22 protein-coding genes, 1 tRNA gene and 1 pseudogene are annotated in these 24,020 nt (G+C 62.0%); 12 read left to right on the top strand and 12 right to left on the bottom strand.

Annotation, left to right across the window (positions count from 1 at the left end; all coding sequences use genetic code 11):
• The 5 genes from AC25BC_RS18455 to AC25BC_RS18435 all read right to left on the bottom strand — a co-directional run bounded on the left by AC25BC_RS18455 (position 1) and on the right by AC25BC_RS18435 (position 9,961).
• Complete coding sequence (locus tag AC25BC_RS18455; RefSeq protein WP_012758977.1) at positions 1-2,418, bottom strand: circularly permuted type 2 ATP-grasp protein; 2,418 nt, start codon at positions 2,416-2,418, stop codon at positions 1-3.
• Positions 2,419-2,456: 38 nt separating this feature from the next.
• Positions 2,457-5,783, bottom strand: coding sequence for a transglutaminase family protein (locus tag AC25BC_RS18450; protein ID WP_017995183.1), 3,327 nt, complete (start codon positions 5,781-5,783; stop codon positions 2,457-2,459).
• 159 nt (positions 5,784-5,942) lie between these two features.
• Positions 5,943-7,325 carry a sensor histidine kinase gene (locus tag AC25BC_RS18445; protein WP_012758975.1) on the bottom strand — a complete coding sequence of 461 codons (1,383 nt, stop codon included), beginning with the start codon at positions 7,323-7,325 and terminating at the stop codon, positions 5,943-5,945.
• Positions 7,322-7,999, bottom strand: coding sequence for a response regulator (locus AC25BC_RS18440; protein ID WP_012758974.1), 678 nt, complete (start codon positions 7,997-7,999; stop codon positions 7,322-7,324). Before AC25BC_RS18440 ends, AC25BC_RS18445 begins: the two co-directional genes overlap by 4 nt.
• A gap of 93 nt (positions 8,000-8,092) precedes the next feature.
• Positions 8,093-9,961 (bottom strand): adenylate/guanylate cyclase domain-containing protein, encoded by a 1,869-nt coding sequence (locus AC25BC_RS18435; RefSeq protein WP_012758973.1) that lies wholly within the window; start codon positions 9,959-9,961, stop codon positions 8,093-8,095.
• Between the two features lie 436 nt (positions 9,962-10,397).
• On the opposite strand from AC25BC_RS18435, the gene AC25BC_RS18430 reads away from it, so the two are divergent.
• Positions 10,398-11,267, top strand: coding sequence for an ornithine carbamoyltransferase (locus AC25BC_RS18430; RefSeq protein WP_012758972.1), 870 nt, complete (start codon positions 10,398-10,400; stop codon positions 11,265-11,267).
• A 35-nt stretch (positions 11,268-11,302) separates the two neighbouring features.
• Here the strand turns inward: AC25BC_RS18430 and AC25BC_RS18425 are convergent, their stop codons facing one another.
• A complete protein-coding gene (locus AC25BC_RS18425; RefSeq protein ID WP_409565988.1) occupies positions 11,303-11,701 on the bottom strand; it encodes a transposase in 399 nt (132 codons plus the stop codon).
• Positions 11,702-11,940: 239 nt separating this feature from the next.
• Here AC25BC_RS18425 and AC25BC_RS18420 point away from each other — a divergent pair, with 239 nt between their 5' ends.
• From AC25BC_RS18420 to AC25BC_RS18390, 7 genes and pseudogenes are all read left to right on the top strand, one after another.
• Positions 11,941-12,426, top strand: a complete 486-nt coding sequence (locus AC25BC_RS18420) for a hypothetical protein (protein ID WP_020487030.1) — start codon at positions 11,941-11,943, stop codon at positions 12,424-12,426.
• Positions 12,427-12,646: 220 nt separating this feature from the next.
• Positions 12,647-12,814: pseudogene (locus tag AC25BC_RS18415) on the top strand (ornithine carbamoyltransferase); the annotation flags it as partial.
• 63 nt (positions 12,815-12,877) lie between these two features.
• Complete coding sequence (locus tag AC25BC_RS18410) at positions 12,878-13,924, top strand: ABC transporter substrate-binding protein (protein ID WP_012758970.1); 1,047 nt, start codon at positions 12,878-12,880, stop codon at positions 13,922-13,924.
• Positions 13,925-14,302: 378 nt separating this feature from the next.
• On the top strand, positions 14,303-15,247 hold the full coding sequence (locus tag AC25BC_RS18405; RefSeq protein ID WP_012758969.1) for a Bug family tripartite tricarboxylate transporter substrate binding protein: 945 nt from the start codon (positions 14,303-14,305) through the stop codon (positions 15,245-15,247).
• Positions 15,244-15,735: a tripartite tricarboxylate transporter TctB family protein gene (locus tag AC25BC_RS18400; RefSeq protein WP_017995177.1), complete on the top strand. Its 492-nt coding sequence runs from the start codon at positions 15,244-15,246 to the stop codon at positions 15,733-15,735. Before AC25BC_RS18405 ends, AC25BC_RS18400 begins: the two co-directional genes overlap by 4 nt.
• Before the next feature lie 88 nt (positions 15,736-15,823).
• A complete protein-coding gene (locus tag AC25BC_RS18395; RefSeq protein ID WP_128438540.1) occupies positions 15,824-17,341 on the top strand; it encodes a tripartite tricarboxylate transporter permease in 1,518 nt (505 codons plus the stop codon).
• A 156-nt stretch (positions 17,342-17,497) separates the two neighbouring features.
• Complete coding sequence (locus tag AC25BC_RS18390; protein WP_164902987.1) at positions 17,498-17,668, top strand: hypothetical protein; 171 nt, start codon at positions 17,498-17,500, stop codon at positions 17,666-17,668.
• A 104-nt stretch (positions 17,669-17,772) separates the two neighbouring features.
• On the opposite strand, the gene AC25BC_RS18385 is transcribed toward AC25BC_RS18390, so the two are convergent.
• Positions 17,773-18,864: a DUF475 domain-containing protein gene (locus AC25BC_RS18385; protein ID WP_128438539.1), complete on the bottom strand. Its 1,092-nt coding sequence runs from the start codon at positions 18,862-18,864 to the stop codon at positions 17,773-17,775.
• Between the two features lie 354 nt (positions 18,865-19,218).
• Between AC25BC_RS18385 and AC25BC_RS18380 the strand changes: the two genes are divergently transcribed.
• The gene (locus AC25BC_RS18380) at positions 19,219-19,449 is read left to right on the top strand and encodes a hypothetical protein (protein WP_017995173.1); all 231 of its coding nucleotides are present in this window, start codon (positions 19,219-19,221) and stop codon (positions 19,447-19,449) included.
• A gap of 58 nt (positions 19,450-19,507) precedes the next feature.
• Positions 19,508-19,699, top strand: a complete 192-nt coding sequence (locus tag AC25BC_RS18375; RefSeq protein ID WP_017995172.1) for a hypothetical protein — start codon at positions 19,508-19,510, stop codon at positions 19,697-19,699.
• A 60-nt stretch (positions 19,700-19,759) separates the two neighbouring features.
• Here the strand turns inward: AC25BC_RS18375 and AC25BC_RS18370 are convergent, their stop codons facing one another.
• Positions 19,760-20,272 carry an MgtC/SapB family protein gene (locus AC25BC_RS18370; RefSeq protein WP_012758961.1) on the bottom strand — a complete coding sequence of 171 codons (513 nt, stop codon included), beginning with the start codon at positions 20,270-20,272 and terminating at the stop codon, positions 19,760-19,762.
• 232 nt (positions 20,273-20,504) lie between these two features.
• On the opposite strand from AC25BC_RS18370, the gene AC25BC_RS18365 reads away from it, so the two are divergent.
• Entirely contained in the window at positions 20,505-21,230 is a 726-nt protein-coding gene (locus AC25BC_RS18365) for a hypothetical protein (protein ID WP_128438538.1), read from the top strand.
• Between the two features lie 154 nt (positions 21,231-21,384).
• Here AC25BC_RS18365 and AC25BC_RS18360 read toward each other — a convergent pair whose 3' ends face one another.
• The 4 genes from AC25BC_RS18360 to cpdR1 form a co-directional block, all read right to left on the bottom strand.
• Positions 21,385-21,879, bottom strand: coding sequence for a hypothetical protein (locus tag AC25BC_RS18360; protein ID WP_012758959.1), 495 nt, complete (start codon positions 21,877-21,879; stop codon positions 21,385-21,387).
• Positions 21,880-22,002: 123 nt separating this feature from the next.
• Positions 22,003-22,197: a hypothetical protein gene (locus AC25BC_RS18355; RefSeq protein ID WP_012758958.1), complete on the bottom strand. Its 195-nt coding sequence runs from the start codon at positions 22,195-22,197 to the stop codon at positions 22,003-22,005.
• Positions 22,198-22,381: 184 nt separating this feature from the next.
• Positions 22,382-22,456 (bottom strand) — tRNA-Val (locus AC25BC_RS18350).
• 84 nt (positions 22,457-22,540) lie between these two features.
• On the bottom strand, positions 22,541-22,903 hold the full coding sequence (cpdR1, locus tag AC25BC_RS18345) for a response regulator CpdR1 (protein ID WP_003542883.1): 363 nt from the start codon (positions 22,901-22,903) through the stop codon (positions 22,541-22,543).
• A gap of 186 nt (positions 22,904-23,089) precedes the next feature.
• Here cpdR1 and AC25BC_RS18340 point away from each other — a divergent pair, with 186 nt between their 5' ends.
• The gene (locus tag AC25BC_RS18340; RefSeq protein ID WP_012758957.1) at positions 23,090-23,971 is read left to right on the top strand and encodes an N-formylglutamate amidohydrolase; all 882 of its coding nucleotides are present in this window, start codon (positions 23,090-23,092) and stop codon (positions 23,969-23,971) included.
• The last annotated feature ends 49 nt before the right edge of the window (positions 23,972-24,020 follow it).

The raw sequence follows: 24,020 nt of genomic DNA, 5'->3' as shown, positions 1-24,020 counted from the left end.
TCACCCGAGATAGGTTTGGGCGAGCAGATCGGAAAGCTGCTCCAATTCGCGTTCTAGCCGTTGATAGACCTCGGCCCCCATACCCTCCGGCGTCATCACCGCCAGGCCGGAATGGAGCCGCATCGCTTCGCGGTAGAAGGGCGACATCTGGCCGTTGATCAGGGCATTCGGCAACTGCTCGACTTCATGGTGGATCTCGTTCACCTGGAAAAGGACCGAGCGGGGATTGAGAGGGTCGAGCGCCAGCAGGTCGGTGACGGTCAGCCGCGCCGTGTTGACGTTGTAGCGGCGGCGATGGGTCATGACGCTGTCGCCGATTTCGAGCAGCATGTCGAGCGCGCCGTCGGGCGCTTCCGGGCCGGACATGTGGCCGAGCAGGCGCGTCATGTGCAGGCCGCGCTCGATATAGCGGCCGAGCGAGAGGAAGCGCCAGCCGGTGAAGCGGTACATGTTCTCGTGCACGAGACCGGCGAAGCCCGCGAGCTTGCGCAGAAGGATCGTCATCGCATGGCTGGCGTCGTCGCCGGCAGCGACGGTGACGTGAAAGCGGCGGGCGGTTTTGGCGAGATCGTTGAGTGCCAGCCAGCCGTCCGGGGAGAAACGGTCGCGGATGTTGCTCGCCGAATAAACGGCGCTGTCGATGTTGCGCAAGAGCGTTTCCGGCACGGGTTCGGCGGTATCGATATCGACGGCCGTGAGATACTCGGAGACATCGGCGAGCAGCGGCTGGCTCGGATCGGCAGCTTCGGCGTAACGCGCATGCCAGGCGCGCAGGATGCGCAGCGCCCCTTCGGCACGTTCGATGTAACGGCCGAGCCAGAACAAATTGTCGGCTGCCCGGCTTGGCAGGCTGCCCGGCATGTTGCGGGTAAAGCTGCCCTCGGCCGGCAGCAGCGTGTGGCGCTCGACCGGCTTGTCGCTGACGATCCAGACGTCGGCGGCCGCTCCGCCCGACTGCATGGCGATCGCCGCGACATCGGCGCCGGAGCCGATACGGGCAAAGCCGCCGGGCATGATCTGCCAGCCGTTTGCCGTGCGGGCGGCAAAGACGCGCAGCGACATCGGCCGCGGCACGAGCTTGCCGTCCACCCAGGCGGGCGTCGTCGACAGCGTGACGACCTCCTGGCCGACCAGTTTCGGGCCGTCCGAACTCAGCCAGTCGGTGATGGAATCCTTGGCGGTCGCACGCAGCGACGAGCCGAGCACGGACTCGCCGTTGTCGTCGAAGAAGGGTGCTCGGGAATAGGCCGGGCCGATCACCATCTTCTCGATGTTCTTTGCGACGTGCTCGCGCTCTTCCTTCTGGCCACACCACCAGGTAGCGATCGAGGGCAATTGCAGATCTTCCCCCAGCAGACGGTGGCAGATGGTCGGCATGAAGGCCAGAAGCGCCCGGGTTTCGAGAACGCCGGTGCCGAGCGCATTGACGATGGTGAGGCTTTCGGCGCGCAGCGCTTCCACCAGGCCGGGCGTGCCGATATGCGAATTCTGGTTCAGCTCCAGCGGGTCGGCAAAGGCCGAATCGAGACGGCGCCAGAGCACCCCGATCGGCTTCAGGCCGGCAACGGTGCGCACCATGACGCGGCCCTTCACGACAGTGAGGTCCTCGCCTTCGAGCAGCATGAGACCGAGATAGCGGGCGATGTAGGCGTGCTCGTAATAGGTCTCGTTGGCCGGGCCGGGCGTCAGCACGGCGATGCGGTCGTCGCCCGAATGTTTCATACCCTGTAGTGCGTCGCGGAAGGCGCCGAAGAAGGAGGCGAGGCGGTGGACCGGGGTTTCGGCGTAGATATCCGAGAAGGCCCGGGTCGTCGCGACGCGGCTTTCCAGCGCGAAACCGGCGCCAGACGGTGCCTGCGTCCTGTCGGCCAGCACCCACCAGTTGCCGTCAGGTCCGCGGCCGATCTCGAAGGCGCAGAAATGCAGATAATGGCCGGAGCCCGGCCGGATACCGGCGAGCGGGCGCTGGAATTCGGGATTGGCGGCCATCAGCGCCGGCGGCAGGACCCCTTCCTCCACCAGCCGGTTGTCGCCGTAAATATCGGCAACGATCGCCTCCAGCAGGTCGGCGCGCTGGACGAGCCCCGCCGACAGCGTCTTCCATTCGCGCTCGTCGATCAGCACCGGGATATGCGAAATCGGCCAGGCGCGTTCGCCGGTGCCCTTGCTGCCATAGGCGCGGTAGAAGACGCCGGCATCGCGCAGGTAGCGGTCGGCGCGGGCAAAACGCTCGGCGAGATCCTTTTCCGGCATTGCGCTCAGATGCGAGAGGAAATTCTGCCAGACGGGGCGGACTGCGCCTTTGTTGTCGACCATCTCGTCAGCGGTGCCAGGAAGCGACGCATAGCCGAAGGCCGCACCCTTGGCGATGCGGACCTCTGCCTCTCCCCTGCGCTCCGCTGCCGGCCTCTTACCCATCAAAACTGAACCCCAACCCCCGGCCCTAACCCTCGGCCTTAAATTCCGGCGGGCCGCCTCAGATCCAGCGTCAGCGGGAATTCAAGCGAACCCGTCTCGGCGTGCGGGATATAACCGCCCGCCGTATGTCCCCACGGCTCGAAGCGGGCGAGCCGCCTTGCTTCCGCTTCGTTGCCGTTGACCGGGAAGGTGTCATAGGTCCGGCCGCCCGGATGGGCAACATGATAGATGCAGCCGCCGATCGAACGCTTCGACCATGTATCATAAATGTCAAACGTCAAAGGCGTGTTGATCGGCAGGACAGGATGCAGACCGGAGGATGGCTGCCACGCCTTGTAACGGACGCCGGCGACCGACACGCCAGCGGTGCCGGTCGGCGTCAGCGGCAGGGTGCGGCCATTGCAGGTGACGGTATAACGCGCGGTATTGCTGGTTTCGAGCCGCACCTGAAGGCGTTCGACGGAGCTGTCGACGTATCGGACGGTGCCGCCCGGCGCGCCTTCCTCGCCCATGACATGCCAAGGCTCCAGCGCCTGGCGCAGTTCGAGCTTCGAGCCCTCGTATTCGACTTCGCCGCAGAAGGGGAAGCGGAATTCGAGCTGGGCCTTGAACCATTCCGGGCTGACGTCGAAGCCGTTTTGGCGAAGGTCGGCGAGCACGTCGAGGAAATCGGTCCAGACGAAATGCGGCAGCATGAAACGGTCGTGCAGGGTCGTGCCCCAGCGGACGAAGTTGCCGTCGACCGGGTTGACCCAAAAACGAGCGATCAGCGCGCGCACCAGCAATTGCTGGGCAAGCGACATGCGCGCATTCGGCGGCATCTCGAAGCCGCGGAACTCGATGAGGCCGAGCCGTCCGGTCGGGCCGTCGGGCGAGAACAGCTTATCGATGCAGATCTCGGCACGGTGGGTATTGCCGGTGACGTCGGTCAAAAGGTTACGGAACAGGCGGTCAACGAGCCAGGGCAGCGGTTGCTGGCCGCTGCCGGGGGCAGCGATCTGCGCCATGGCGATCTCCAGCTCATAGAGGCTGTCGTGACGAGCCTCGTCGATGCGCGGCGCCTGGCTGGTCGGGCCGATGAACATGCCGGAGAAGAGATAGGAGAGAGAGGGATGACGCTGCCAGTGGAGGACGACGCTCTTCAACAGATCGGGACGGCGCAGGAAGGGGCTGTTGTTCGGATTGGCCGCGCCTACGACGACATGGTTGCCGCCGCCGGTGCCGGTGTGGCGACCGTCGATCATGAACTTGTCGGCGCCGAGCCGGGTGGCGCGCGCTTCCTCGTAGATCGCGGTCGTAATGTCGACGCAGTCCTTCCAGTTCGAGGCCGGATGAATGTTGACCTCAATGACGCCGGGATCCGGGGCGACGCGGATGACGTTGATGCGCTCGTCCTGCGGCGGCGGATAACCTTCGATATGGACGGGAAGCTTGAGTTCGGCTGCGGCGTTTTCGGCTGCGGCGATCAGCTCGAGATAATCCTCGATGCGCTCGACCGGCGGCATGAAGATGCAGAGCCTGCCGTCGCGCGGCTCGACCGACATGGCGGTGCGCACGGCACCGCGGAGTTCGCCGAGCGTCTGTTCGACACGGCCGCGATTGCTCTCATCGGCATGGAAAGAGGCTTCCGGCATGGCGCGGCCGGCCGGTACAAAGACATCAGGCAGCGGTTCGCGCGGGATCGTCGGATCGGCGGGGTGGATATAGGGGTAACGCGCCGGGGCAACATAGGGCAACGTGCCGAGCGGCAGGCGGTAACCGATCGGACTGTCGCCCGGGACGAGGAAGATCTTGCCGCGGCGGGTGCGCCATTTCTCGCTGACCCAGACTCGGCTTTCCGCTGCCTTGGCGTTCCATGCCTGGACCGGAAGAATGTAGCCGGTCGCGACGGTCAGGCCGCGGGCGAAGACGCGGGCGATGCGGTTGCGTTCCTCAGGATCCTTCAGCTTCGAATTCGCCGGATCGACATTTTCGGGAAGGTTGCCTTCCTTGATGATCCAGTCGGCCGGATCTTCATAGGCCGGCTGCACCATGTCAGGCTTGATCGCCAGCTCCTTGGCGATCGCCGTCAGGAGCTTTTCGGCATCCTCGGCGGTAACGCCGGTATCCTTGCCTTCGGCGGCGACCAGATCGAGGTTCTGCCAGACCGGCTTGCCGTCGCGGCGCCAGTAGAGCGAGAAGGTCCAGCGCGGCAGGCTTTCGCCCGGATACCATTTGCCCTGGCCGTAATGCAGGAAACCACCGGGGGCGAAGCGTTCTTGCAGCTTGCGGATCAGGACGTCGGCCTTTTCGCGCTTGGTCGGGCCGACGGCGGCGGTGTTCCACTCCTCGGACTGGAAATCGTCGATCGAAACGAAGGTCGGTTCGCCGCCCATCGTCAGATGCACGTCCTCGGCTTCGAGGACACGATCGACCTTCTCGCCGAGTTCGTTGAGTTCGTCCCAGCTCTCATCGGAGAAGGGCTTGGTGATGCGCGGGTGCTCGGCGACGCGCGATACCTTCATGTCGAAGGCGAATTCGGTTTCGGCCTCGCCGAAATAACCGCCGGAAATCGGAGCGGCATTTCGGAAATGCGGTGTGGCGGCAAGCGGGATGTGGCTTTCCCCGGTCAGCAGGCCGGAGGTCGGATCGAGACCGACCCAGCCGGCACCAGGCAGATAGACCTCAGCCCAGGCATGCAGGTCGGTGAAATCGACTTCGGTGCCGGAGGGTCCGTCAAGCGCCTTCAGGTCCGGCGTCAGCTGGATGAGGTAGCCGGAGACGAAGCGGGCGGCGAGGCCGAGATGGCGAAGGATCTGGACGAGCAGCCAGCTGGTGTCGCGGCAGGAACCCTTGGCGCTTTCCAGCGTCTCCTCCGGCGTCTGCACGCCGGTTTCCATGCGGATGACATAGCCGATCTGCCGCTGCAGGCGGGCATTCAGGCCGACGACCATGTCCACCGTCGGCTGGTCGGGCGACCAGTCGAGCGTCGGCAGCAGCGCCTTGAGGCGCGGACCGGCCGGCTCCGGCGTCATGTAGATCGACAGATCCTCCTGGATCGTTTCGGGGTATCCGAACGGCCACTTGGTTGCCTCTTCCTCGACGAAGAAGTCGAACGGATTGTAGACCGTCATGTCGGCGACGAGATCGACCTCGATCTTGAACTCGGTCACCGGATCCGGAAAGACGTAGCGGGCAAGGTAGTTGCCGTAGGGGTCCTGCTGCAGATTGACGAAATGGTTGGAAGGCGTGACCTTCAGCGAGTGGCTGAGCACCCGTGTCTTCGAATGCGAGGCAGGTTTCAGTCTGATGATCTGTGGGCCGAGGCGAACCGGCTTGTCATAGATGTAATGCGTCAGATGATAGATGCTGGCTTTGATCGACATATTTCTCTTTTTATCCGGCTCGCATCGTCGTGCGGCTTGCTGTTCCCGAGATCAGTGTGTGCAATGCAGCGAAAGAAAGCAAGGCGGAAAGGTCTACAGCGCCGCGCGTCGTTTTAGACGCGCAAAGGACGCAGTCGCATTTTGAATTGCCAAAGGCTTTTACGCTGCCTTGGCAAAGGTAACCGCCGCCTTCAGGCCCTTACCGCCTGTGCCCGGCTCCAGCGTCAGCGCGGCATTGAAAAGATTGGCGATTTCTTCGACGATCGGCAGGCCGAGGCCAGCACCGGGCGCACCGGACTCATTGCCGCGCGAAAAACGCCGGCGCACTGCTTCCAGCTTCTCGCGCGGAATACCGGGGCCATTGTCCTCGACTTCGAGGCGGACCGTCTCTGACGCGGCGATGATGCGGACGGTGACCTCAGCTCCCTTACCGGCATAGGCGATGGCATTGCCGGCAAGATTGCGCAGCATTTCGCCGATCAGCAGCGGCTCGGCGCGGACCATCGCCGGGCTCTCGCCCTCGAAGCCGAGATCGATGCCGGCAACAGCGGCCGTCGGGATCTGTTCGCCGGTGATCTCCTGGGCAATGGCGGCGAGATCGATGGCGGAGGCGGTGAGCGCCTCCTTGGCGGTGGCGGCGTCAATCTTGGCCATCAGGAGAAGCTGGGCGATGATGCGTTCGGCATGTGCCACCGCCTGGTCGCCCTTCAGTGCCGCCGCTTGGGCCTCGTCGAGCGAGCCGGCACGGGCGGAAAGGGCGAGCTGAGTGCGGATGATCGCCAGCGGGGTGCGCAGCTGATGGCTGGCATTGCCGGTGAAATGGCGGAGCGCATCGAGCGCCGATTGCAGGCGGACCATGAAGGAGTTCACCGTATCGACGAGCGGTTCGACCTCGCTCGGCACGGTCTGCTCAATCGGATGCAGGTCATCGGGGCTGCGTTCGCCGATGGCGTCGCCGAGCTTGTAGAGCGGGCGCAGAGCCACCGTGACCGAGATCCAGACGATGACGGCAGCGCCCGCGATCATGAAGGCGAGACGGAGTGCGGAGCGGACGAGGATCGCCTGCGCCAGCTGCCGGCGAGCGATGGTGGTTTCGGCGACCGTCACCACGAAGGGCACAGAGCGGATGCCTGTCGAGGCGGAGCGTTCGAGTGTGGCGATGCGGATCGGCTCGCCGCGGAAGCTATCGTCGGCGAAGGCGGCGGCATCGCCCGGCGTCTTCTTGAGGACCGGCAGGGACTGGTAGCCGGTGATGAATTGGCCCGGCGGGCCGTCGACGCGGTAGAAGACGCGATCCTGCGCGGCCGAGGTCAGCATCTCCAGTGCGACATAGGGGATATCGACCTGCAGCGTGCCGTCCTCGGCGACGACGACGCGCTCGGCGATCGCCAGCGCGGAACCGGCGAGCACGCGGTCGGAGACGATATTGGAGGTCTGGACCGCCTCGCGATAGGTATCGGCAAGTGCCAGCGTACCGATGACGGCTGTCGAGACGAGCAGCCAGAAGAGCAGCCGGCGCCGGAGGGAATAGGCGGCTTTCATGAGGCCTCGGGCAGCTTGTCGAGATAATAGCCGATGCCGCGCGCGGTCTTGACGGTCAGGCCGTGCGGCGACAGGCGCTTACGCAGGCGGCTGACATATTGCTCGATGGCGTTTGCGGAAATGTCGTCGTCGAAGGCGGTCAGCGATTGAATGATCGCTTCCTTGGCGACGACCTTGCCGGCCCGCATGAAGAGGATTTCGAGCAGACCGAGCTCGCGAGCAGGAATATCGAGCGGAGTGGCGCCTGCTGAAAAGGTGCGGGAATTGAGATCGAAGGAGATGCCGCCGAAGCTGACCGTCGCCGAGCGCAGCCCGGCCTGGCGGCGCAGCAGCACGCGCACCCGGGCCTCGAATTCGGCAATGTCGAAGGGCTTGATCAGATAATCGTCGGCGCCGAGATCGAGCCCCTTCACCCGCTCTTCCGGCGTGCCGCGCGCGGTCAGGATGAGAACGGCGGCCTGATTCTGCCGGGCGCGCATGGCGCGCAGCACGTCGAGACCGTCCATCTCCGGCAGGTTGAGGTCGAGGATCACCAGATCGAAATTTTCCGCGGCGATGACCGCATTGGCAGACGCACCATCATGCACGACATCAACGGCATGGCCCGTGCCGCGCAAGATCGCCGACAGGCCGTCGGCCAGCGCGATATTGTCTTCGGTGAGCAGGATGCGCACAGATGTCCCCCTGTTTTCATAGGAGATTACAGAGGTGCTGTAGCGATGTCACAGCGATTTTGAAGATTGGGTGAACGCCGGGAAAGACCGGCGTTAGCTTCCGGTCCTTTCGATCCGTTCGCGCTGCATCATTGCGGCGGTGAGCAACTTCCGGAAGCGGGGATCGTCGCGGATGTTGTCGAGATCGGAATCATTGTCGAACCATTTGATATGGTAGACGGAGCTGTTCGGCAGCAGCTTCTCCAGCAGATCGATCGCCTGGTCGACGTCGCCGAGAACGGAATAGACGCAGGCGAGATTATACTGCGCGACGATGTCGTCGGGATCGATGGCGATCGCACGCGCCGCCCAGTCGCGTGCCCTTGTCGCATCGCCCATATGGGCAAGCGCCAGCGCGCCGCGATGGGCGGGGCCGGAATTTTCCGGATTGAGGTTCAGGGCGCGTTCGGCGCGCAGCAGGCCGAGGCGCGCCCAGTTTTCCGTGTCCAACACCCGGCCGAGCGAGCGGTAGGCCGACATCAGGTGGATCGGCGAGACGTAGTCGTCCGGACGGATTGCGGCGGCGCGGGTGAAATATTGCACCGATTCGGCAAAGTTGCCGTGCATGAAGAAGAACCGGGCATAATGGAAATTCGCCTCGAAGAGGTTCGGGTCGAGCGCCAGGGCACGTTCGAAGGCCGCCGCCGCCCTATCGTCATAGCCGCTCTGATGCAAAGCGAGACCATGAGAGGCGTGGGCTTCGGGAAGGTCGGGATCAAGCGCCAGGGCACGGGCGCTCATCTCGAGGATGCGCCTCAGCGGCACGTCGTCAGGTGCCCAGTCGCGGATCGCCGCGTCGCAATCGGCGATGCCGGCATAGGCGCGGGCATAATCCGGATCGAGCTCGACCGCCTTGCAGAACATGCGCCTTGCGAGCTGGAGATAGGATTTGGTCCAGGTGTGGGAGAGCTGGCGGCCCCTGAGATAGTAGGTATAGGCCTCGACATTGGCGGTCGGCTCAGTCGCGATCGCCTTCTTCTCTTCCGGTAGCAGGCGCACCTTCAACTGGCCGACGATCGCATGGGTGATCTCGTCCTGGATGGCAAAGATGTCAGTCATATCGCGGTCGTAACGCTCGGCCCAGAGATGGTCGCCATTGGCGGTATCGATCAGCTGACCGGAAATGCGCACGCGATTGCCGACGATGCGTACACTTCCCTCGAGCACGTAGCGCACGCCAAGCTCCTGGGCGAGCCGCTTCACCTTCACCGATATGCCCTTATAGGTGAAGATGGTATTGCGCGGCACGACGTGCAGGCTGGAGATCTTGGAAAGATCGGTGATGATATCTTCGGTAATGCCGTCGGAGAAATAATCCTGATCGGCATCGCCGCTCATATTGGTGAAGGGCAGCACCGCGATGAAGCAGGTATTGCGATTCTGCGCGACCAATCTGGCGGAGGAAGGCGGCGCCAAGCTGACGGTATAGACCTGAACAGGCTGCCTGATGTTCTTCAGTATATGTTCGCCGATGAATTCGAAGCCAAGATTGAGGCGCGAGCCGACTTGGTCACGCACCGAGGCCGACACGGCGATGCCGCCCGGCGCTGCGATACGCTCAAGCCTGGCGGCGAGATTGACCCCATCTCCGAATATGTCGCCGTTCTCGACCACGACGTCGCCGAGATTGATGCCGATGCGGAATTCGACGCGCTCGTCCTTGGGCACGTTCTCGTTACGGGCGGCCATGCTGCGCTGGATCTCGGCGGCACAGGCCACCGCATTCACCACGCTCTGGAATTCGGCAAGGATGCCATCGCCGGTGAGTTTAACGATCCGGCCCTTGTAGTCTGAAATACGAATGTCGACCAGCTCGCAGCGATGGCGGTTCAGCGCCTGCAACGTGCCGGATTCATCGATGCCCATCAGCCGGCTGTAGCCGACGACGTCTGCAGCGAGAATAGCGCTCAGTCGTCGTTCCATGACCCCTCCCATGGATCTTCCCAGTTTAGTCTAACTTTTTATAGAGTTTTTGTCGCATAGAGTCGTCCCCCGAAATAAGAAATTCGGGCGGTCTCGACGTTTTAACGCGGCAGCGCGACCATATAACGTCGTCGATCTTCATCAATACTCTAAATGGGTGAAGGATGGAGCCAGTCACTAATCCTTTGTGATGAAAAGGCAATTTGCTTCGGAGAAAAACCCAGTGTTCTGCCTTGGCCGATACTTCCCGTGTCGGCATCATAAAACCGATCGCCGAACGATTTAAGGCTTGAGCCGGACCCAGGGGCATGGCTTGGAAGACGAATCGCCAGGGTATCCAACGCGGTATGCAATGTGATTCGCGGTTGCTTCGGCGATTGTCGTGAGGCCAGCGAAAGGTATTGTGGTGACGTGTCATGGCTGACGGAGATTTTGGATGACGGATTTGGCCCGGAATTTTCTGGAGTTTCACGACATTCCGGAGGCCGGGCTGCGGTCGATCATCGGTCGCGCCGGTGAGCTTGCCAAAGCCTGGGATGAGCGCACGATGCCGCAGAGCCTTGCGGGCAAACGCGTCGCGCTGATTGTCGATGACGGCGGCTGGCGCAATACGACCGCCTTCGATCTCGGCATCCAGGCGATGGGCGGTATTTGCGTGCATGTGCCGATCGGCTTCAATGCCAGGGAGGAAACCGGCGATCTCTCGGGTTATCTCGGCAACTGGTTCGACATGCTGGTGATCCGCACGAAGGAGTTTGCGACATTGAAGGCGGTGGCGGCAGCCTCGCCGGTCCCTGTCATCAACGCGCGCACACGCTCCAACCATCCCTGCGAGACGCTCGGCGACCTTGCCTATATCAACAGCCGGCGCGGCTTGATCGATGGGTTGAAGGTCGTTGGCGTGGCGGCGGACGCAAATATCCTCCGCTCCTGGGCCGAAGCGTCGATCGCATTGCCGATCGAGGTGGTGCAGGTCTATCCCGAACACTGGCACATCAGCGACGCCGCGTTGCTCAATGGACGCTTCCGCGTGAGCACCGATATGGGCGAGCTATCGAATGCCGACGTCGTCACCACCGATTCATGGCCGGGCGATGCCGCCTCGGACGCGCTCGCCGGCTACCGGATCGGGGCCGATGTGCTCGATCGTTTGCGGGAGGATGCGATCTTTCTGCCGTGCCCGCCGGTTCGGCGCGGCCAGGAGGTGACGGCGGAGGCGATGGCGCATCCGCTCTGCCAAAGCCGCGTCGCCAAGGCCTTTCTGTTGCATGCGCAAAATGCGCTGATGGAGTGGGTCGCGACCTAGAGCGATTCAGCTTTTAACGGAAGCGCAGAACCGCTCTATCCTTTTGTCTTTACGCAATTCCCGGCAAAAGCGCTTCGCGCTTTGCCTGGGAAAACCGCTACACACTTTTCCTGCCTCGTTGAGCGATGGCGTTGGATATGATTTTGCCATCTTGGCTCTTGCGTGCTGTGTTGAGAACATCCATCGGATGCGATGGCCCTTTCGGTGCGGCGTCGCAGCCAGGTCCGGACCTCGGTTTCAAGGCTGTCGCGACTGGCGATGCGGCGGTCAAGACATTGGCGGCACAGGAAGCGGATCTCGATCTCGACCATATTGAGCCAATTGGCGTGCTTGGGCGTGTAGTGGAACTCCAGACGTCGCAAAATCCGGCGCTCCTCGGCGGCTGGGAAGGTCTGATAGACGGCGGAGGTCGTGTGGGTTGATAGGTTATCCATCATGACACGAACCTTGTCGGCGCCGGGATAGTCGACGTCGACAAGGCGCGCATGCAGATGGCCAAGTCCTCATTGGCGCGGCGGCACCGCCGTCTTCTGGAGCCCATCGGCAACATTCCACCAGCCGAAGCTGAAGAACGATACTACGTCATGCTGGACGCGCCAGCCATGGCCGCATAACTTAAACCAAACGGTCTCCGGCAAACCCGGGCGGTTCCCCTTGAACGAGAGAACACACAATGCTTGGTTTCCTACGACGCAAAGCAGAGCCGGACCCATCACCCAAAATTCTGCGGGTTCCGTCGAAAAAGTTCAACGCCGCTGTGGGTGCTGCTATGGCGGCCATTCATGAGTTAGAGGAGATCACGACACGCGCAAAGTCTCGGATGAGCGATCAAAAGAGACCAATCGGGCAAGGAGACCTTGAGGAAGTCCTACGAATGCTGTCCGATGCAAAGCGGCGAATTGATAGTGAAATGGAAGATGAAATAGCAAAATCTGACGATCAAGGTGACACTGAATGGAACAAGGACGGATATGATCTACTTGTGGCTCCAACTTTTCGAATGGCCAACTCACCCCAGGAAATAATTGATCTTACGTTGAGAGCTTCAGACGGTGGCGCTAAGAGTGCCCGATTGGTGTATCAACTGGTAATTGCAGAGATGGATGTTGCTGTTGCGCGTTATTATGTGACGCTAAACACAGGCATCAAAACTGAATAGGAGCAAACCAGCTCAAATGTGGTTTGGATGCATAGGGGACACCTAGGTCGCGAAGTTGGGTCGCCTGGTAGTAAAGTGCTCCCCGACCCCAAATGCCACTCAGCCCGCCCGCGTTCGCCCAGAGAATGGCTTCCTCCGTCGGCCCAATCCCGCTCCTTGAGCTCCCGGATGGCGATGGACGCCTTGTCGGCCAATGCAGTGAGTTTGTCGATCAGGGTATCTGCTCGATCGTTTGTCGGAGGGTGCGATCTCCCTGCCGTGCCCGCCGGTTCGGCGCGGCGAGGAGGTAACGGCGGGGGCGATGGAACATCCGCTCTGCCGAAGCCGTATCGCCAAGGCTTTTCTGCTGCATGCGCAGAATGCGCTGATGGAGTGGGTCGCTGCCTAGTCCGGCGCCCTTGCTCCTCTGGGCGCGCTCAGGCATTGTTGCGGCATGAGGAGAGTTTTCATCTTGCTGCTGGCGTTCTGGCCGGGCTTCGCGCTCGCCGATCAGGCCTTCTATCCGGCGAAGTCGGGCAATGCCGATGCGCCGGTGCTGACGGTTTATTCCTCGCTCGACGAGCCCCTGGCGCAGCCGATGATCCGGGGTTTCCTGGACGCCAATCCCGATATCGCAGTCAAATATGAGGACATGCTGACCGGCGACATCTACGACCGGATCGTCAGGGAGACGGATGCCGGCAAGAAGACGGCGGATTTCGCCTTCTCCTCGGCGATGGACCTGCAGGTGAAGCTTTCCAATGACGGATATGCTCAGGTCAGCAACCTGCCGATGAGCGGTGCATGGCCGAAATGGGCGAACTGGCGCAACACCGCCTATGCGCTCACCTTCGAGCCGGCGGTGTTCGTCTATCACAAGCCGAGCTTTGCGCATGAGCCGGTGCCGAGCTCGCGGGCTGAATTCGTCGATTATCTGAAACGCAAGGGCAACGACGTCTATGGGCGGATTGGCACCTACGATATCGAGCGCTCGGGCGTCGGCTTTCTTTTCATGGCGCGCGACCAGGAGCAGTTCGGCGACATCTGGTCGGTGATCGGGGCGATGGGGGCTGCCGGCGTCAAGCTTTATTCGACGAGTTCGGCGATCCTCGAACGCGTTGCCGACGGGCGCTTCGTGCTCGGCTACAATATTCTCGGCTCCTATGCGGCCGACTGGGCGTCGCGCTATCCCGATGTCGGCATCGTGCTGCCGAAGGATTATACCGTGGTGATGTCGCGGATCGGGCTGGTGCCGCAGGCCGCCGCCGATCCGGAACTCGGTCGGCGTTACCTTACCTTCTTCATGTCGAGGGAAGGGCAGACGATCCTGGCGCGCGAGCTGCAGATCCCGGCGGTCAGCCCCGAGGTGGCAGGCGAGAATACCGCCAATACGCTGCAGGAACTGCTCGGCGCCCAACTGCGGCCGGTGCCGGTCAGCCCCGGATTGATGGTCTATCTCGACCAGGTGAAGCGGGCGCGGCTGATCGCGCATTGGAACGAGGTTCTGCGGATGCAGTGAAGGCGCTTTCGGTGGGCTTTGCCCTCCTTATAGAGCTTTGGATCGCTCCGCCTGTAGCTCTCGCCAGATGAGGCTCGCGGCCATACTTCGCGGCGACTAGAAGTACTGGCCATGCGGCAGCGAAGAACCGGGATTTAGACCGGCAACTGCCAATTACGGCAAAAAAGTGTCGTGTCCTTCTGGATATCTCACCGATGTCAGCTAAATGACAGGTTGTTGTGGTCGCTTTGGCTACTTCTTCTCCGTGGAGGCGGAGAGCTGAAGCCTTGGGAGGTATTCCGCTCGTCATTCAGGACGCTTGCGTCCGCTGGCAGCCATTCCTCCTGATTCCCTTGAGAATAACAGGCGGTCTGCTCAGCCGCCGACGGAGGACACATCGTGAAGCATACGTTCATTGCAACCCTTCTTGCAGCGACTATCGCGCTGCCGGCCTATGCGGCCGATTACACCATCATCGCGCCGGCCGCTCCCGGCGGCGGCTGGGACCAGACGGCCCGTTCGCTGCAGACCGCGCTGCAGCAGGAGAAGATCTCCGGCAACGTGCAGGTCCAGAACGTTCCGGGCGCCGGCGGCACCATCGGCCTTGCGCAGTTCAGCAGCCAGGCTGCCGGCAACCCGAATTCGCTGATTGTCGGCGGCTATGTCATGGTCGGCGCGATCCTCACTAACAAGTCGCCGGTGACGCTCAAGGATGTCACGCCGATCGCTCGTCTGACCGGCGAGTATGAGGCCGTCGTCGTTCCTGCCGCGTCCGAGATCAAAACCATGGCCGACCTGGTCGCGGCGCTGAAGAAGGATCCGGGTGCGGTTTCCTGGGGCGGCGGCTCTGCCGGCGGCACCGACCACATCGCCGTCGGCCTGATCGCCAAGGCTTCCGGCGTCGACCCGACCAAGATCAACTATGTCGCCTTTTCCGGCGGCGGTGAAGCGCTCGCCGCCATTCTCGGCGGCCAGGTCACGGCTGGCGTCTCGAGCTATAGCGAATTCGAATCGCAGGTGAAGTCGGGCACGCTCCGTCTTCTCGCCGTATCCAGCGACAAGCGTATCGACGGCGTCGATGCGCCGACGCTGAAGGAAGCCGGCACCGACGTCACCATTCAGAACTGGCGCATGGTTGCCGCTGCTCCCGGCCTGTCGGCAGAGCAGGTGGCAAGCGTCACCGCCGATTTCGAGAAACTGCACAGCTCCGCCACCTGGCAGGAAACCCTGAAGACCAAGGGCTGGGCCGACACCTATCTGTCCGGCGACGCCTTCAAGGCGCAGCTCGAAAAGGATGTCTCGGCCACTGAAGGCATTCTCAAAGATATCGGACTTGTTCAATGAGCGAGGATAGCCCCTCCTCGGCAACCGAACGCCGCCCTGATTGGGCGGCGTTCATCATTGCCGTTTTCCTCTTCGTCGTCGCCGGCGTGATGGCCTGGGATGCCTTGCATCTGAAAACGATTGCGCAGTACGACCGCATCGGTCCGGCGACTGTGCCTCAAGTGGTGGCACTCGGCCTCTTCTGTCTCGGGATCTGGACCGCCTTCGAAGCCTGGCGCGGCGATTTTCCCGAACGCGACCGGCAGGAAGTCGCACCCGTCATCTGGATCGTCGCCGGTCTTGCCGGCCAGATGCTGCTTTTGCGCGTCGCCGGCTTCTCGATCGCGACCGGCATCCTCTTCGCGCTGACGGCACGCGGCTTCGGCAAGCGTAAGCTCTGGATCTCGCTGCCGCTTGGCATCGTCCTCAGCTTTGTCGTCTGGGCGATCTTCTCGCAGCTGCTGCAACTGACGCTGCCGGCCGGCCCGCTCGAACATCTGTTCTTCTGACCGCGCGGACGCGCTGTCAGCTCTTTTGATTTTGCGCGGCGCCTGACCCCGAAATCGGATGGTCGGGAAGGCCGCTTGGGACACCAAGATGAGCACATTCGAATTCCTATGGCAGGGTATCCTGGTTGCGATGCAGCCGATGAACCTGGTTTATGCGCTGGTCGGCGTGACGCTGGGCACCGCCGTCGGCGTGCTTCCCGGCATCGGCCCGGCACTCACCGTGGCGCTGCTGTTGCCCGTCACCTACAAACTCGATCCCGGCGGCTCGCTGATCATGTTCGCCGGCATTTATTACGGCGGCATGTATGGCGGTTCGACGACCTCGATCCTGCTCAACACGCCGGGTGAAAGCGCCTCGATCGTCACCGCGCTCGAGGGCAACAAGATGGCGCGCGCCGGGCGCGGCGGACCGGCGCTGGCGACGGCGGCGATCGGCTCCTTCGTCGCCGGCCTGATCGCGACGCTCGGGCTTGCCTTCATCGCGCCTTACATCGTCAAGCTGGCGCTGGTCTTCGGGCCGCGCGAATATTTCGCGCTGATGGTGCTTGCCTTCGTTACCGTCTCCTCGGCTTTCGGCGATTCGGCGCTCAGGGGCCTGACCTCGCTGTTTATCGGCTTTGCGCTCGCCATGGTCGGCATCGACCAGCAGACGGGGCAGGCCAGGCTTTCCTTCGGCATTCCCGACCTGCTCGATGGTGTCGAGGTGACGACGCTTGCCGTGGCGATGTTTGCGATCGGCGAGACGCTTTATATCGCCGCGCAGGGCAACCGGATCGCGGAGAAGGTCGAGGCGGTCAAGGGTTCGCTCTGGATGACCGCTGAGGACTGGTCGCGTTCGTGGAAGCCGTGGCTGCGCGGCACGCTGATCGGTTTCCCGATCGGCGCGATGCCGGCGGGCGGCGCCGAAATCGGCACTTTCCTCTCCTATGCGACCGAAAAGCGGCTGGCGAAAAACCCGGAAGAGTTCGGCCATGGCGCGATCGAAGGGGTGGCCGGTCCCGAGGCAGCAAACAACGCATCGGCCGCCGGCACCCTGGTGCCGCTTCTGACGCTCGGCCTGCCGACGACGGCGACAGCGGCGATCATGCTTGCCGGCTTCCAGCAGTACGGCTTGCAGCCGGGGCCGCTGCTGTTTGCCACCAATCCGCAGCTTGTCTGGGGACTGATCGCCAGCCTGCTCATCGCCAATGCGATGCTTTTGGTGCTGAACCTGCCGATGATCGGGCTCTGGGTAAAGCTGCTGACAATCCCGAAGCCATGGCTCTATGCCGGTATCCTGCTGTTTGCGACGCTTGGGACAATCGGTGCCAATCCATCCGTGTTCGAGCTCGGCATGCTGCTCACTTTTGGCCTGCTCGGCTATGTGATGCGGCTGTTCGGCTATCCGATCGCGCCTACCGTCGTCGGCCTGATCCTCGGCCCGCTTGCCGAACAGCAGCTGCGCCGAGCGCTGGCGATCAGCCAGGGCGACGTCACGACGCTTGTGATGTCGCCGATCGCGGCAGGCTTGCTCATCGTTGCAGCCGCCGCCTTCCTCATCCCGCTGATCCTGCGGCTGCGCGGCAGAGGTCAGGTGCTGTCGCAACTTGCGGCAAACGAAGACTAAAATAAGAAGACGATCCACCCCTCCCTCGAGGCCGGCCATGGAGACATGTGCCGGCCTGCTGTTTATGCATGGCTGAGGTGATTTTCTGAGCATTGTGGAGGTCTATGCGTGACGCCATCTATGGACAGTCAATCATAGAGCAAGAGGAAAAGGACAATGTCCGCACTTCGCAATTCAATCCGTACTGGCTTCTTTGGCCGCACATTCGCCGTCCTTGGGGCTGCAAACGCTGTCAGCGCCGCTGTCGAAGCAGGCCGTCGCCCGCGCGCCAATGATCTCGCGAAGCTCGGCATCGACCCGGCCTCCTTCGGTCAGGTCTCCCGCTAACACGTTCAAGCCATGCATGAATGAATTAGCCCGCAACCGGATGGTCGCGGGCTTTATCTTTATCCCTACGGATGCAGCAGCGCGGCGCGCTGTGACACCCGATGTCAGGCGTGAAGCTCCTCCTGCCTGATGCCATGATCCTCCACCTTTTCGCGCCTGTTGTGGCGGATGGATGACCAGAGGGACAGGCCGATCAAGGCCGCGCCGCCGAGGCCGGTGATGACTTCGGGGATGTGCACCATGGTCTGCGCATACATGATCACCGAGAGGATCAGGATGGCATAGAAGGCGCCATGTTCGAGATAGCGGTATTCGGCAAGTGTTCCCTTCTCCACCAGCATGATCGTCATCGAGCGCACATACATGGCGCCGATGCCGAGGCCGATGGCGATGACGAAGAGGTTCTGCGTCAGCGCAAAGGCGCCGATGACGCCGTCGAAGGAGAAGCTGGCGTCCAGCACTTCTAGATAGATGAAGGCGCCGAGGCCACCCTTGGCGGCAGCGCTCATCGTCTGCTGCGAGGCATCGAGCAGCCCGCCGACCACCTCGACCGCGAGGAAGGTGAGCAGGCCGTAGATGGCGCAATGGACGAAGACAGTGGCTTCCTCGCCGCCGATCAGCCAGGAGAAAACCAGCATCAGCGCCAGCACGAAGGCGATCTCGATACCCTTGATGGTGGCGGAACGCGCCATCATCTTTTCAAGGCCGCCGATCCAGTGCACCTGCTTCTCGTGATTGAAGAAATAGTTGAGGCCGACCATCATCAGGAAGGTGCCGCCGAAGGCTGCGATCGGCAGGTGCGCGTCGTTCATGATGCGGGCATATTCGGCAGGCTCGCGAGCGGCAAGCACCAGAGCATCCCAGGGGCCGATCTGTGCCGCGATCGCGACGATCGCCAGCGGGAAGACGATGCGCATGCCGAAGACGGCGATGATGATGCCCCAGGTGAGGAAGCGCTTCTGCCAGACCGGCGTCATCTCCTTCAACTTGTTGGCGTTGACGATGGCATTGTCGAAGGAGAGGGAGATCTCCAGCACGGCAAGCACCGTGCAGATGAAGAAGACGGTCGCCATGCCGCCGATCGTGCCGGTCGTCTGCCAGCCGAGCACGGCGCCGAGAACGAGGCCGAGGGCAGTGACGATGAAAGCCCAGCGGAAATAGCTGAGCGAGGATTTAGAGGTCACAGTCTGGTTCATGGCCGCACCTCGCGGCCGCAAATCGTGTCGAAGAGGGTGGAAAAATTGGAAAGACGCCGCACGCCACAACGGGCACGCGGGTCAGGCATGGTGAGCTTGTTCATCGATGAAAAATCCGCCGGCTAAGCTGCAGGCGGTACCGACATCACGAGAGCGCCGTAAAACTCTCGCCAGAGGGGCCCGGCACCAAAGTTCCCCCGTCAGCCGATGTCTGGAAGGCTGCAGGATAGGCTCTAGGTAATGAACTTCGCGGGCCAGTCAAGGCCGACAGGTACACCGAGATTGGGCATTTTTTTTTGGAACCATCCTGATGCCCGCCCGTTAGGCCCTGGTTGAGCTTAAAAAAGGAGGCCGATGATGCACACTTCGACCCATCTTCCCGACAAACGCACGGAGGCGTCCGACCGCATGAAGCGGTCGAAGCCGAACCGCATGCAGAAGGCGCAGGTGCTGCCGCCGCATCATGTCGACTTGACGCTTACGCCCGGCGTCTACCACGACATTCACGTGCCGGCCCATGTTACCGGCGCCGATCTTTCCAAGGGTGGCCCCGACATCAAGGGCAATGCAGAGACCAAGAAATAACGGCTATTCCGGAAGCCCTTGGGCGATGACAGTAGATTTGAAACAGGGTGAGAAACATATGACGATCAACTTTGTGCCCCGCGAAATCTTCATCCGGCACGAAAATGAATGGAAGGCCGTACGCGAGGCGGCGGACGAACGCATCAATATCGGCAAACGCCAGAAGCCGCTCTCCGCCATCGGCGGCACCGTGTCGGTTGGTAAAAGCGATCCTTCGGCTACACGCGCTGAATGGCCAACAGCCGAGTGACCCACAGAAGGGCACGCCGACAACACGAGCGCCCGGCATGATGCCGGGCGCTTTGCTTTTCTATTTCTGTTCATCGCGATCGACACGCTGTCCGGAATTAAAGCCGAACCGCTGTTCGAGTTTGCCGAAGGCGAAGAGTACGCAGATGGCGACGATCGTCGTGAAGAAGGCGAGCGGCCAATAGCCGAAGCCCATGGCGAGGCCGATCGCGCCGGAGAGCCACATGCCGGCGCCCGTCGTCAGCCCGTGCACCCGACCTCTTGCAAAGACGATCATGCCGGCGGCAAGGAAGGCGACGCCGGCGGTCACTGCTTCGATGACGCGCAGCGGATCGATGCGCACCTGCTCGTCATCGGTAAAACCCGGCATGTGCACGGCCTCGATCGAGATGATGGCGAAGAGGGCAGCGGCAAGACTAATCAGAATATGGGTGCGGAAGCCCGCCGGGCGGTCGCGTGCCTCGCGTTCGAAGCCGATCAGCCCGCCGAAGACGATGGCGCCGAAGAGGCGGGCGAAGATGACGGGATAGTGGATACGCGACGCCGGTATTATGTCGGCGATGATGAGATCCATGGATTTTTCCCCAGAATAGATGGAATTTTTCGCTGGCTAACGTCTGAGCGCGGAATTTGTTCAGCTTTTTTCCCTCATGCGTTTCGGCAGTCCCGTTGGTCTCTCCGGTCCGCGCCGGCGCTTGCATGTCATTGGAGGGAAAGTTCGGCGCACCAGGCATCATCCTGTCGCCGCGCCAACCTTTCGGAAAGGATTGGGCAGCGATAATCCCGGCCTCACGGGAATCGGACAGATGGCCAAGACAGCGACACGCGGCCGCCGCAAGGCGCCGTCCAGAGGAAAGAGCAAAGCGCGCAGCAGCGGTGGCGGATTGCTGCCCTGGGCGGTGATCGGCATTGCCGCGATCGGCGGCATCGTCGCCCACGACCATTGGAAGAGCATCCAGCCGATGCTTGCAAGGCAATCGACATCGATCACGCGGGAAACGGCGGAGCCGAGGCCCGTCGTCAGGAAGGACGTGCCGCCGAAGCAGGTGGCGCTTGCCGCAACCACGCCGAAAGTCGCAGTGCCGCTGCGACAGTCGCAATCGCTGCCGCCGGCCACGATCCCGACGCCGATGATCCAGCCGATAAAGGCAGTGCCGTCACCGGCCTCTCCGGCCGTTTCGGAAACCGGGACGGTTGCCTTCGGCTATTGCGGGCAGGGCGCCCATATCAATTGCGTCAGCGACGGCGGCGTCTTCTGGTACAAGGGCGAAAAGATCGTGATTGCCGACATGGCAAGCCCGGTGGTCGACCAAGCGCGCTGTGACGGCGAGCGCCGAGTGGCCTTTGCCGCCAAGTCGCGGCTGCTGGCGCTTCTGAACGCCGGACCCTTCACCATGAATGCCGCGGGCAAGAGCGAGCCCTCTGGCGCGCCGCGCGTCATCTCGCGCGACGGGCGCTCTTTCGGCGCGCAGCTGATCAACGAGGGACTGGCACGCAAGCCAGGGGCCGCCGGCGGCGCCTGGTGCGCCTGACAGCAATTCAAAATGCTACAGCGTCCTTTGCGCGTCTGAAAAGACGCGCGGCGCTGTAGAGCATTTCCATTCTCGAATGCATGGAAAAGCTCTCTTTGTTTTCACGCGATTCCGGACGAAAAACCGCTGCGCAGTTTTGCAGGGATTGCTCTGGCTACTTACCCTTCTTCACCAGCTTGCCGCCGGTGCGGAAGCTGCCGGTAAACGAGGAATCTTTGCTTTCGGCGGTGCATTCGATCGCGATCGGCTTGCCGGCATAGGGATTGCCGAAGGTGCAGAAGCCGGCGACCTTGACCTCTCCGGTCATCTTGTTGCCGACACCCGTGGTGACGAGGCTGAGCGGCAGGCGGGCATTACCGTTGGAGGCAGGCTTGATGCCGCTGCCGTCGCCTTGGAAGCCGAGCGCCTTGCCGTCCGAGGTGAAGATGAAGGTCACCAAGCCATTGGCCAGCGTGACGCTGGCAAGTTCGTTCTTGCAGCCCTTGGTGGCGTCGAATTTGGCAACGACCAGCTTGGCGCATTTGCCGGAAAGGGTAATGACGCCGGGCGCACCGGGAAAGGTCTCGACGGGCGCGGCCGGCGCGGCAGAGGCCGGCAAGGCAAGGGCGGCGGAAAAAATTGCGGCGGCTGCCGATGCGAAAAGTCTCATTCTCTGTCTCAACCCCATCTGTCTGCGACGGCGAATCGGCCGTGCACTGGATAGCCAGGCATTGGCACTCTTCTGTGACTTATTTTGGTCCTACCCGGCGGATGCTCGACATCAAACAAGGCGTTAGGGACTTTTGAAGTCGTCCCAGAGGATCGCTGCCCCAGCCGCAAATATCGTGATCGGGATCAGCCAAAGCTTAATGCTGATGGGCTCGACGACATGAAACTGCATATAACCGAAACCGAGGAGGCCAGCCCCAACCAGGGCGACGCCGAGGATGATGGATATCGCTTTCCGTGTCCGCGTCCTTTGCGTCATACGTCCCTCAATTTGCCACGTGTGGGGCTATCCCACAGCCAATTGAATCCGGCCCGGATCATGGCCCGGGCCAATCATGTGCAAACCCTCGCTCCGCAAAGTGCCGGATCTGGAGCGCGGGCCAGCCTCAAGAATTAGAAAATCCCCAAGGCGGGGATTTCTCAACAATGTCAGGGGGATCGGATGGTGGGCGTGACAGGGATTGAACCTGTGACCCCTACGATGTCAACGTAGTGCTCTCCCGCTGAGCTACACGCCCATCCGATGGCGGCGCATAGATCACAAAACCTTCGGAGCCGTCAATAGGCTTTTTTCAGTTTTGTGACGCGCCGCCTGACAAGCCTTACGCGGCAAGCATCTTGTTGACCTCGTCGACGAGATCGCGAAGGTGAAAAGGCTTGGAAAGCACCTTGGCATCCTTCGGCGCCTTCGAATCAGGGTTCAGCGCCACAGCGGCAAAACCGGTGATGAACATCACTTTCAGGTCGGGGTCGAGCTCGGTGGCGCGGCGCGCCAGCTCGATGCCGTCCATCTCGGGCATGACGATATCGGTGAGCAGCAAGGAAAACGGCTCCTCGCGCAGCCGGTCATAGGCGCTGGCGCCATTGTCATAGGAAAGGACCTTGTAGCCGGCCTTTTCGAGCGCCTTCACCAGGAAGCGGCGCATGTCGTTGTCGTCTTCGGCGAGAAGTATCTTCTGAGTCATCAATCCAGACCGCGATCCATAGGTTTTTGGTGGGCTGCCAGCCGTTTACACTAGTCTTTATCCGGTAAACAACCGGTGAATTGCCTGTGCGTGACCGCCATCCCTCCTACATAGTATGGACTTGCGGCCGGGCAACTGGCAACATAGGCCAAGCAGTCAGTTCATGACATGGTAAAGAGGCCGAAAGTGCCGGAAATACGCGAATACGAGCTTTTTGAGGTTCATGAGCCCGTGTCGCAGACCATTCCCTTCGTCTACAACTCCCCCCATAGCGGCCGCATTTATCCACCGGAATTTATTGCCCAGTCCAGGCTCGAGGGCATAGCCATCCGCCGTTCCGAGGATCACTATGTCGACGAACTCTTCGGCTCGGCCGTAGCACTCGGCGCGCCGCTGCTGGCAGCCAACTTTCCGCGCGCCTATCTCGACGTCAATCGCGAGCCCTACGAGCTCGATCCGCGGATGTTCGACGGGCTGCTGCCGCCCTATGCCAACGTCAATTCGCTCAGGGTCGCCGGCGGGCTCGGTACCATTCCGCGCATCGTCGCCGAGAACATGGAGATCTATGCGCGGCGCCTGCCGGTGCAGGAGGGGCTCGACCGCGTCGAAGCGGTCTACAAGCCCTATCATTCGGCGCTTCGCCGGCTGATCGCGCGAACGCATGTGCAGTTCGGCTTCGGCGTGCTGATCGACTGCCACTCGATGCCCGGCAATGTGCGCGTTGCCGGCAGCACGGCGCGACCCGATTTCATCATCGGTGATCGCTACGGCACCAGCGCTTCGGCTGAACTCTCGCGCGCGGCCATCGCCATCCTCGAGGAAATGGGCTTTGCGGCGATCCGCAACAAGCCCTATGCCGGCGGCTTCATCACCGAACATTACGGCCGACCTTCGCGCGGACTGCACGCGCTGCAGATCGAGGTGAACCGGGCGATCTATGTCGACGAGCTGACTCTGGAGAAGCGCGAGGATTTCGCCGCAGTGGCTGATGCCGTCACGGACTTCATGCAGCAAATGGCGGAATATGTCGAGAAATTTGCCGGCGAGCGGGCGCTGGCCGCCGAATAGCTCTCTTTTTCGATACCGCTGACCTTCGTCTTCCCGGCCAAAAAAAACC

This window comes from Rhizobium sp. WSM409, assembly GCF_057653825.1.
The sequence above is the reverse complement of the archived record's forward strand: the minus strand, read 5'-3'. Positions and strand labels throughout refer to the sequence as shown.

Coding starts and splice junctions, on each gene's coding strand:
- AC25BC_RS18455 (WP_012758977.1), bottom strand. CDS start 2,418: ATGGGTAAGAGGCCGGCAGCGGAGCGCAGGGGAGAGGCAGAGGTCCGC.
- AC25BC_RS18450 (WP_017995183.1), bottom strand. CDS start 5,783: ATGTCGATCAAAGCCAGCATCTATCATCTGACGCATTACATCTATGAC.
- AC25BC_RS18445 (WP_012758975.1), bottom strand. CDS start 7,325: ATGAAAGCCGCCTATTCCCTCCGGCGCCGGCTGCTCTTCTGGCTGCTC.
- AC25BC_RS18435 (WP_012758973.1), bottom strand. CDS start 9,961: ATGGAACGACGACTGAGCGCTATTCTCGCTGCAGACGTCGTCGGCTAC.
- AC25BC_RS18430 (WP_012758972.1), top strand. CDS start 10,398: ATGACGGATTTGGCCCGGAATTTTCTGGAGTTTCACGACATTCCGGAG.
- AC25BC_RS18425 (WP_409565988.1), bottom strand. CDS start 11,701: ATGGATAACCTATCAACCCACACGACCTCCGCCGTCTATCAGACCTTC.
- AC25BC_RS18420 (WP_020487030.1), top strand. CDS start 11,941: ATGCTTGGTTTCCTACGACGCAAAGCAGAGCCGGACCCATCACCCAAA.
- AC25BC_RS18400 (WP_017995177.1), top strand. CDS start 15,244: ATGAGCGAGGATAGCCCCTCCTCGGCAACCGAACGCCGCCCTGATTGG.
- AC25BC_RS18395 (WP_128438540.1), top strand. CDS start 15,824: ATGAGCACATTCGAATTCCTATGGCAGGGTATCCTGGTTGCGATGCAG.
- AC25BC_RS18390 (WP_164902987.1), top strand. CDS start 17,498: ATGTCCGCACTTCGCAATTCAATCCGTACTGGCTTCTTTGGCCGCACA.
- AC25BC_RS18385 (WP_128438539.1), bottom strand. CDS start 18,864: ATGAACCAGACTGTGACCTCTAAATCCTCGCTCAGCTATTTCCGCTGG.
- AC25BC_RS18380 (WP_017995173.1), top strand. CDS start 19,219: ATGATGCACACTTCGACCCATCTTCCCGACAAACGCACGGAGGCGTCC.
- AC25BC_RS18375 (WP_017995172.1), top strand. CDS start 19,508: ATGACGATCAACTTTGTGCCCCGCGAAATCTTCATCCGGCACGAAAAT.
- AC25BC_RS18370 (WP_012758961.1), bottom strand. CDS start 20,272: ATGGATCTCATCATCGCCGACATAATACCGGCGTCGCGTATCCACTAT.
- AC25BC_RS18365 (WP_128438538.1), top strand. CDS start 20,505: ATGGCCAAGACAGCGACACGCGGCCGCCGCAAGGCGCCGTCCAGAGGA.
- AC25BC_RS18360 (WP_012758959.1), bottom strand. CDS start 21,879: ATGAGACTTTTCGCATCGGCAGCCGCCGCAATTTTTTCCGCCGCCCTT.
- AC25BC_RS18355 (WP_012758958.1), bottom strand. CDS start 22,197: ATGACGCAAAGGACGCGGACACGGAAAGCGATATCCATCATCCTCGGC.
- cpdR1 (WP_003542883.1), bottom strand. CDS start 22,903: ATGACTCAGAAGATACTTCTCGCCGAAGACGACAACGACATGCGCCGC.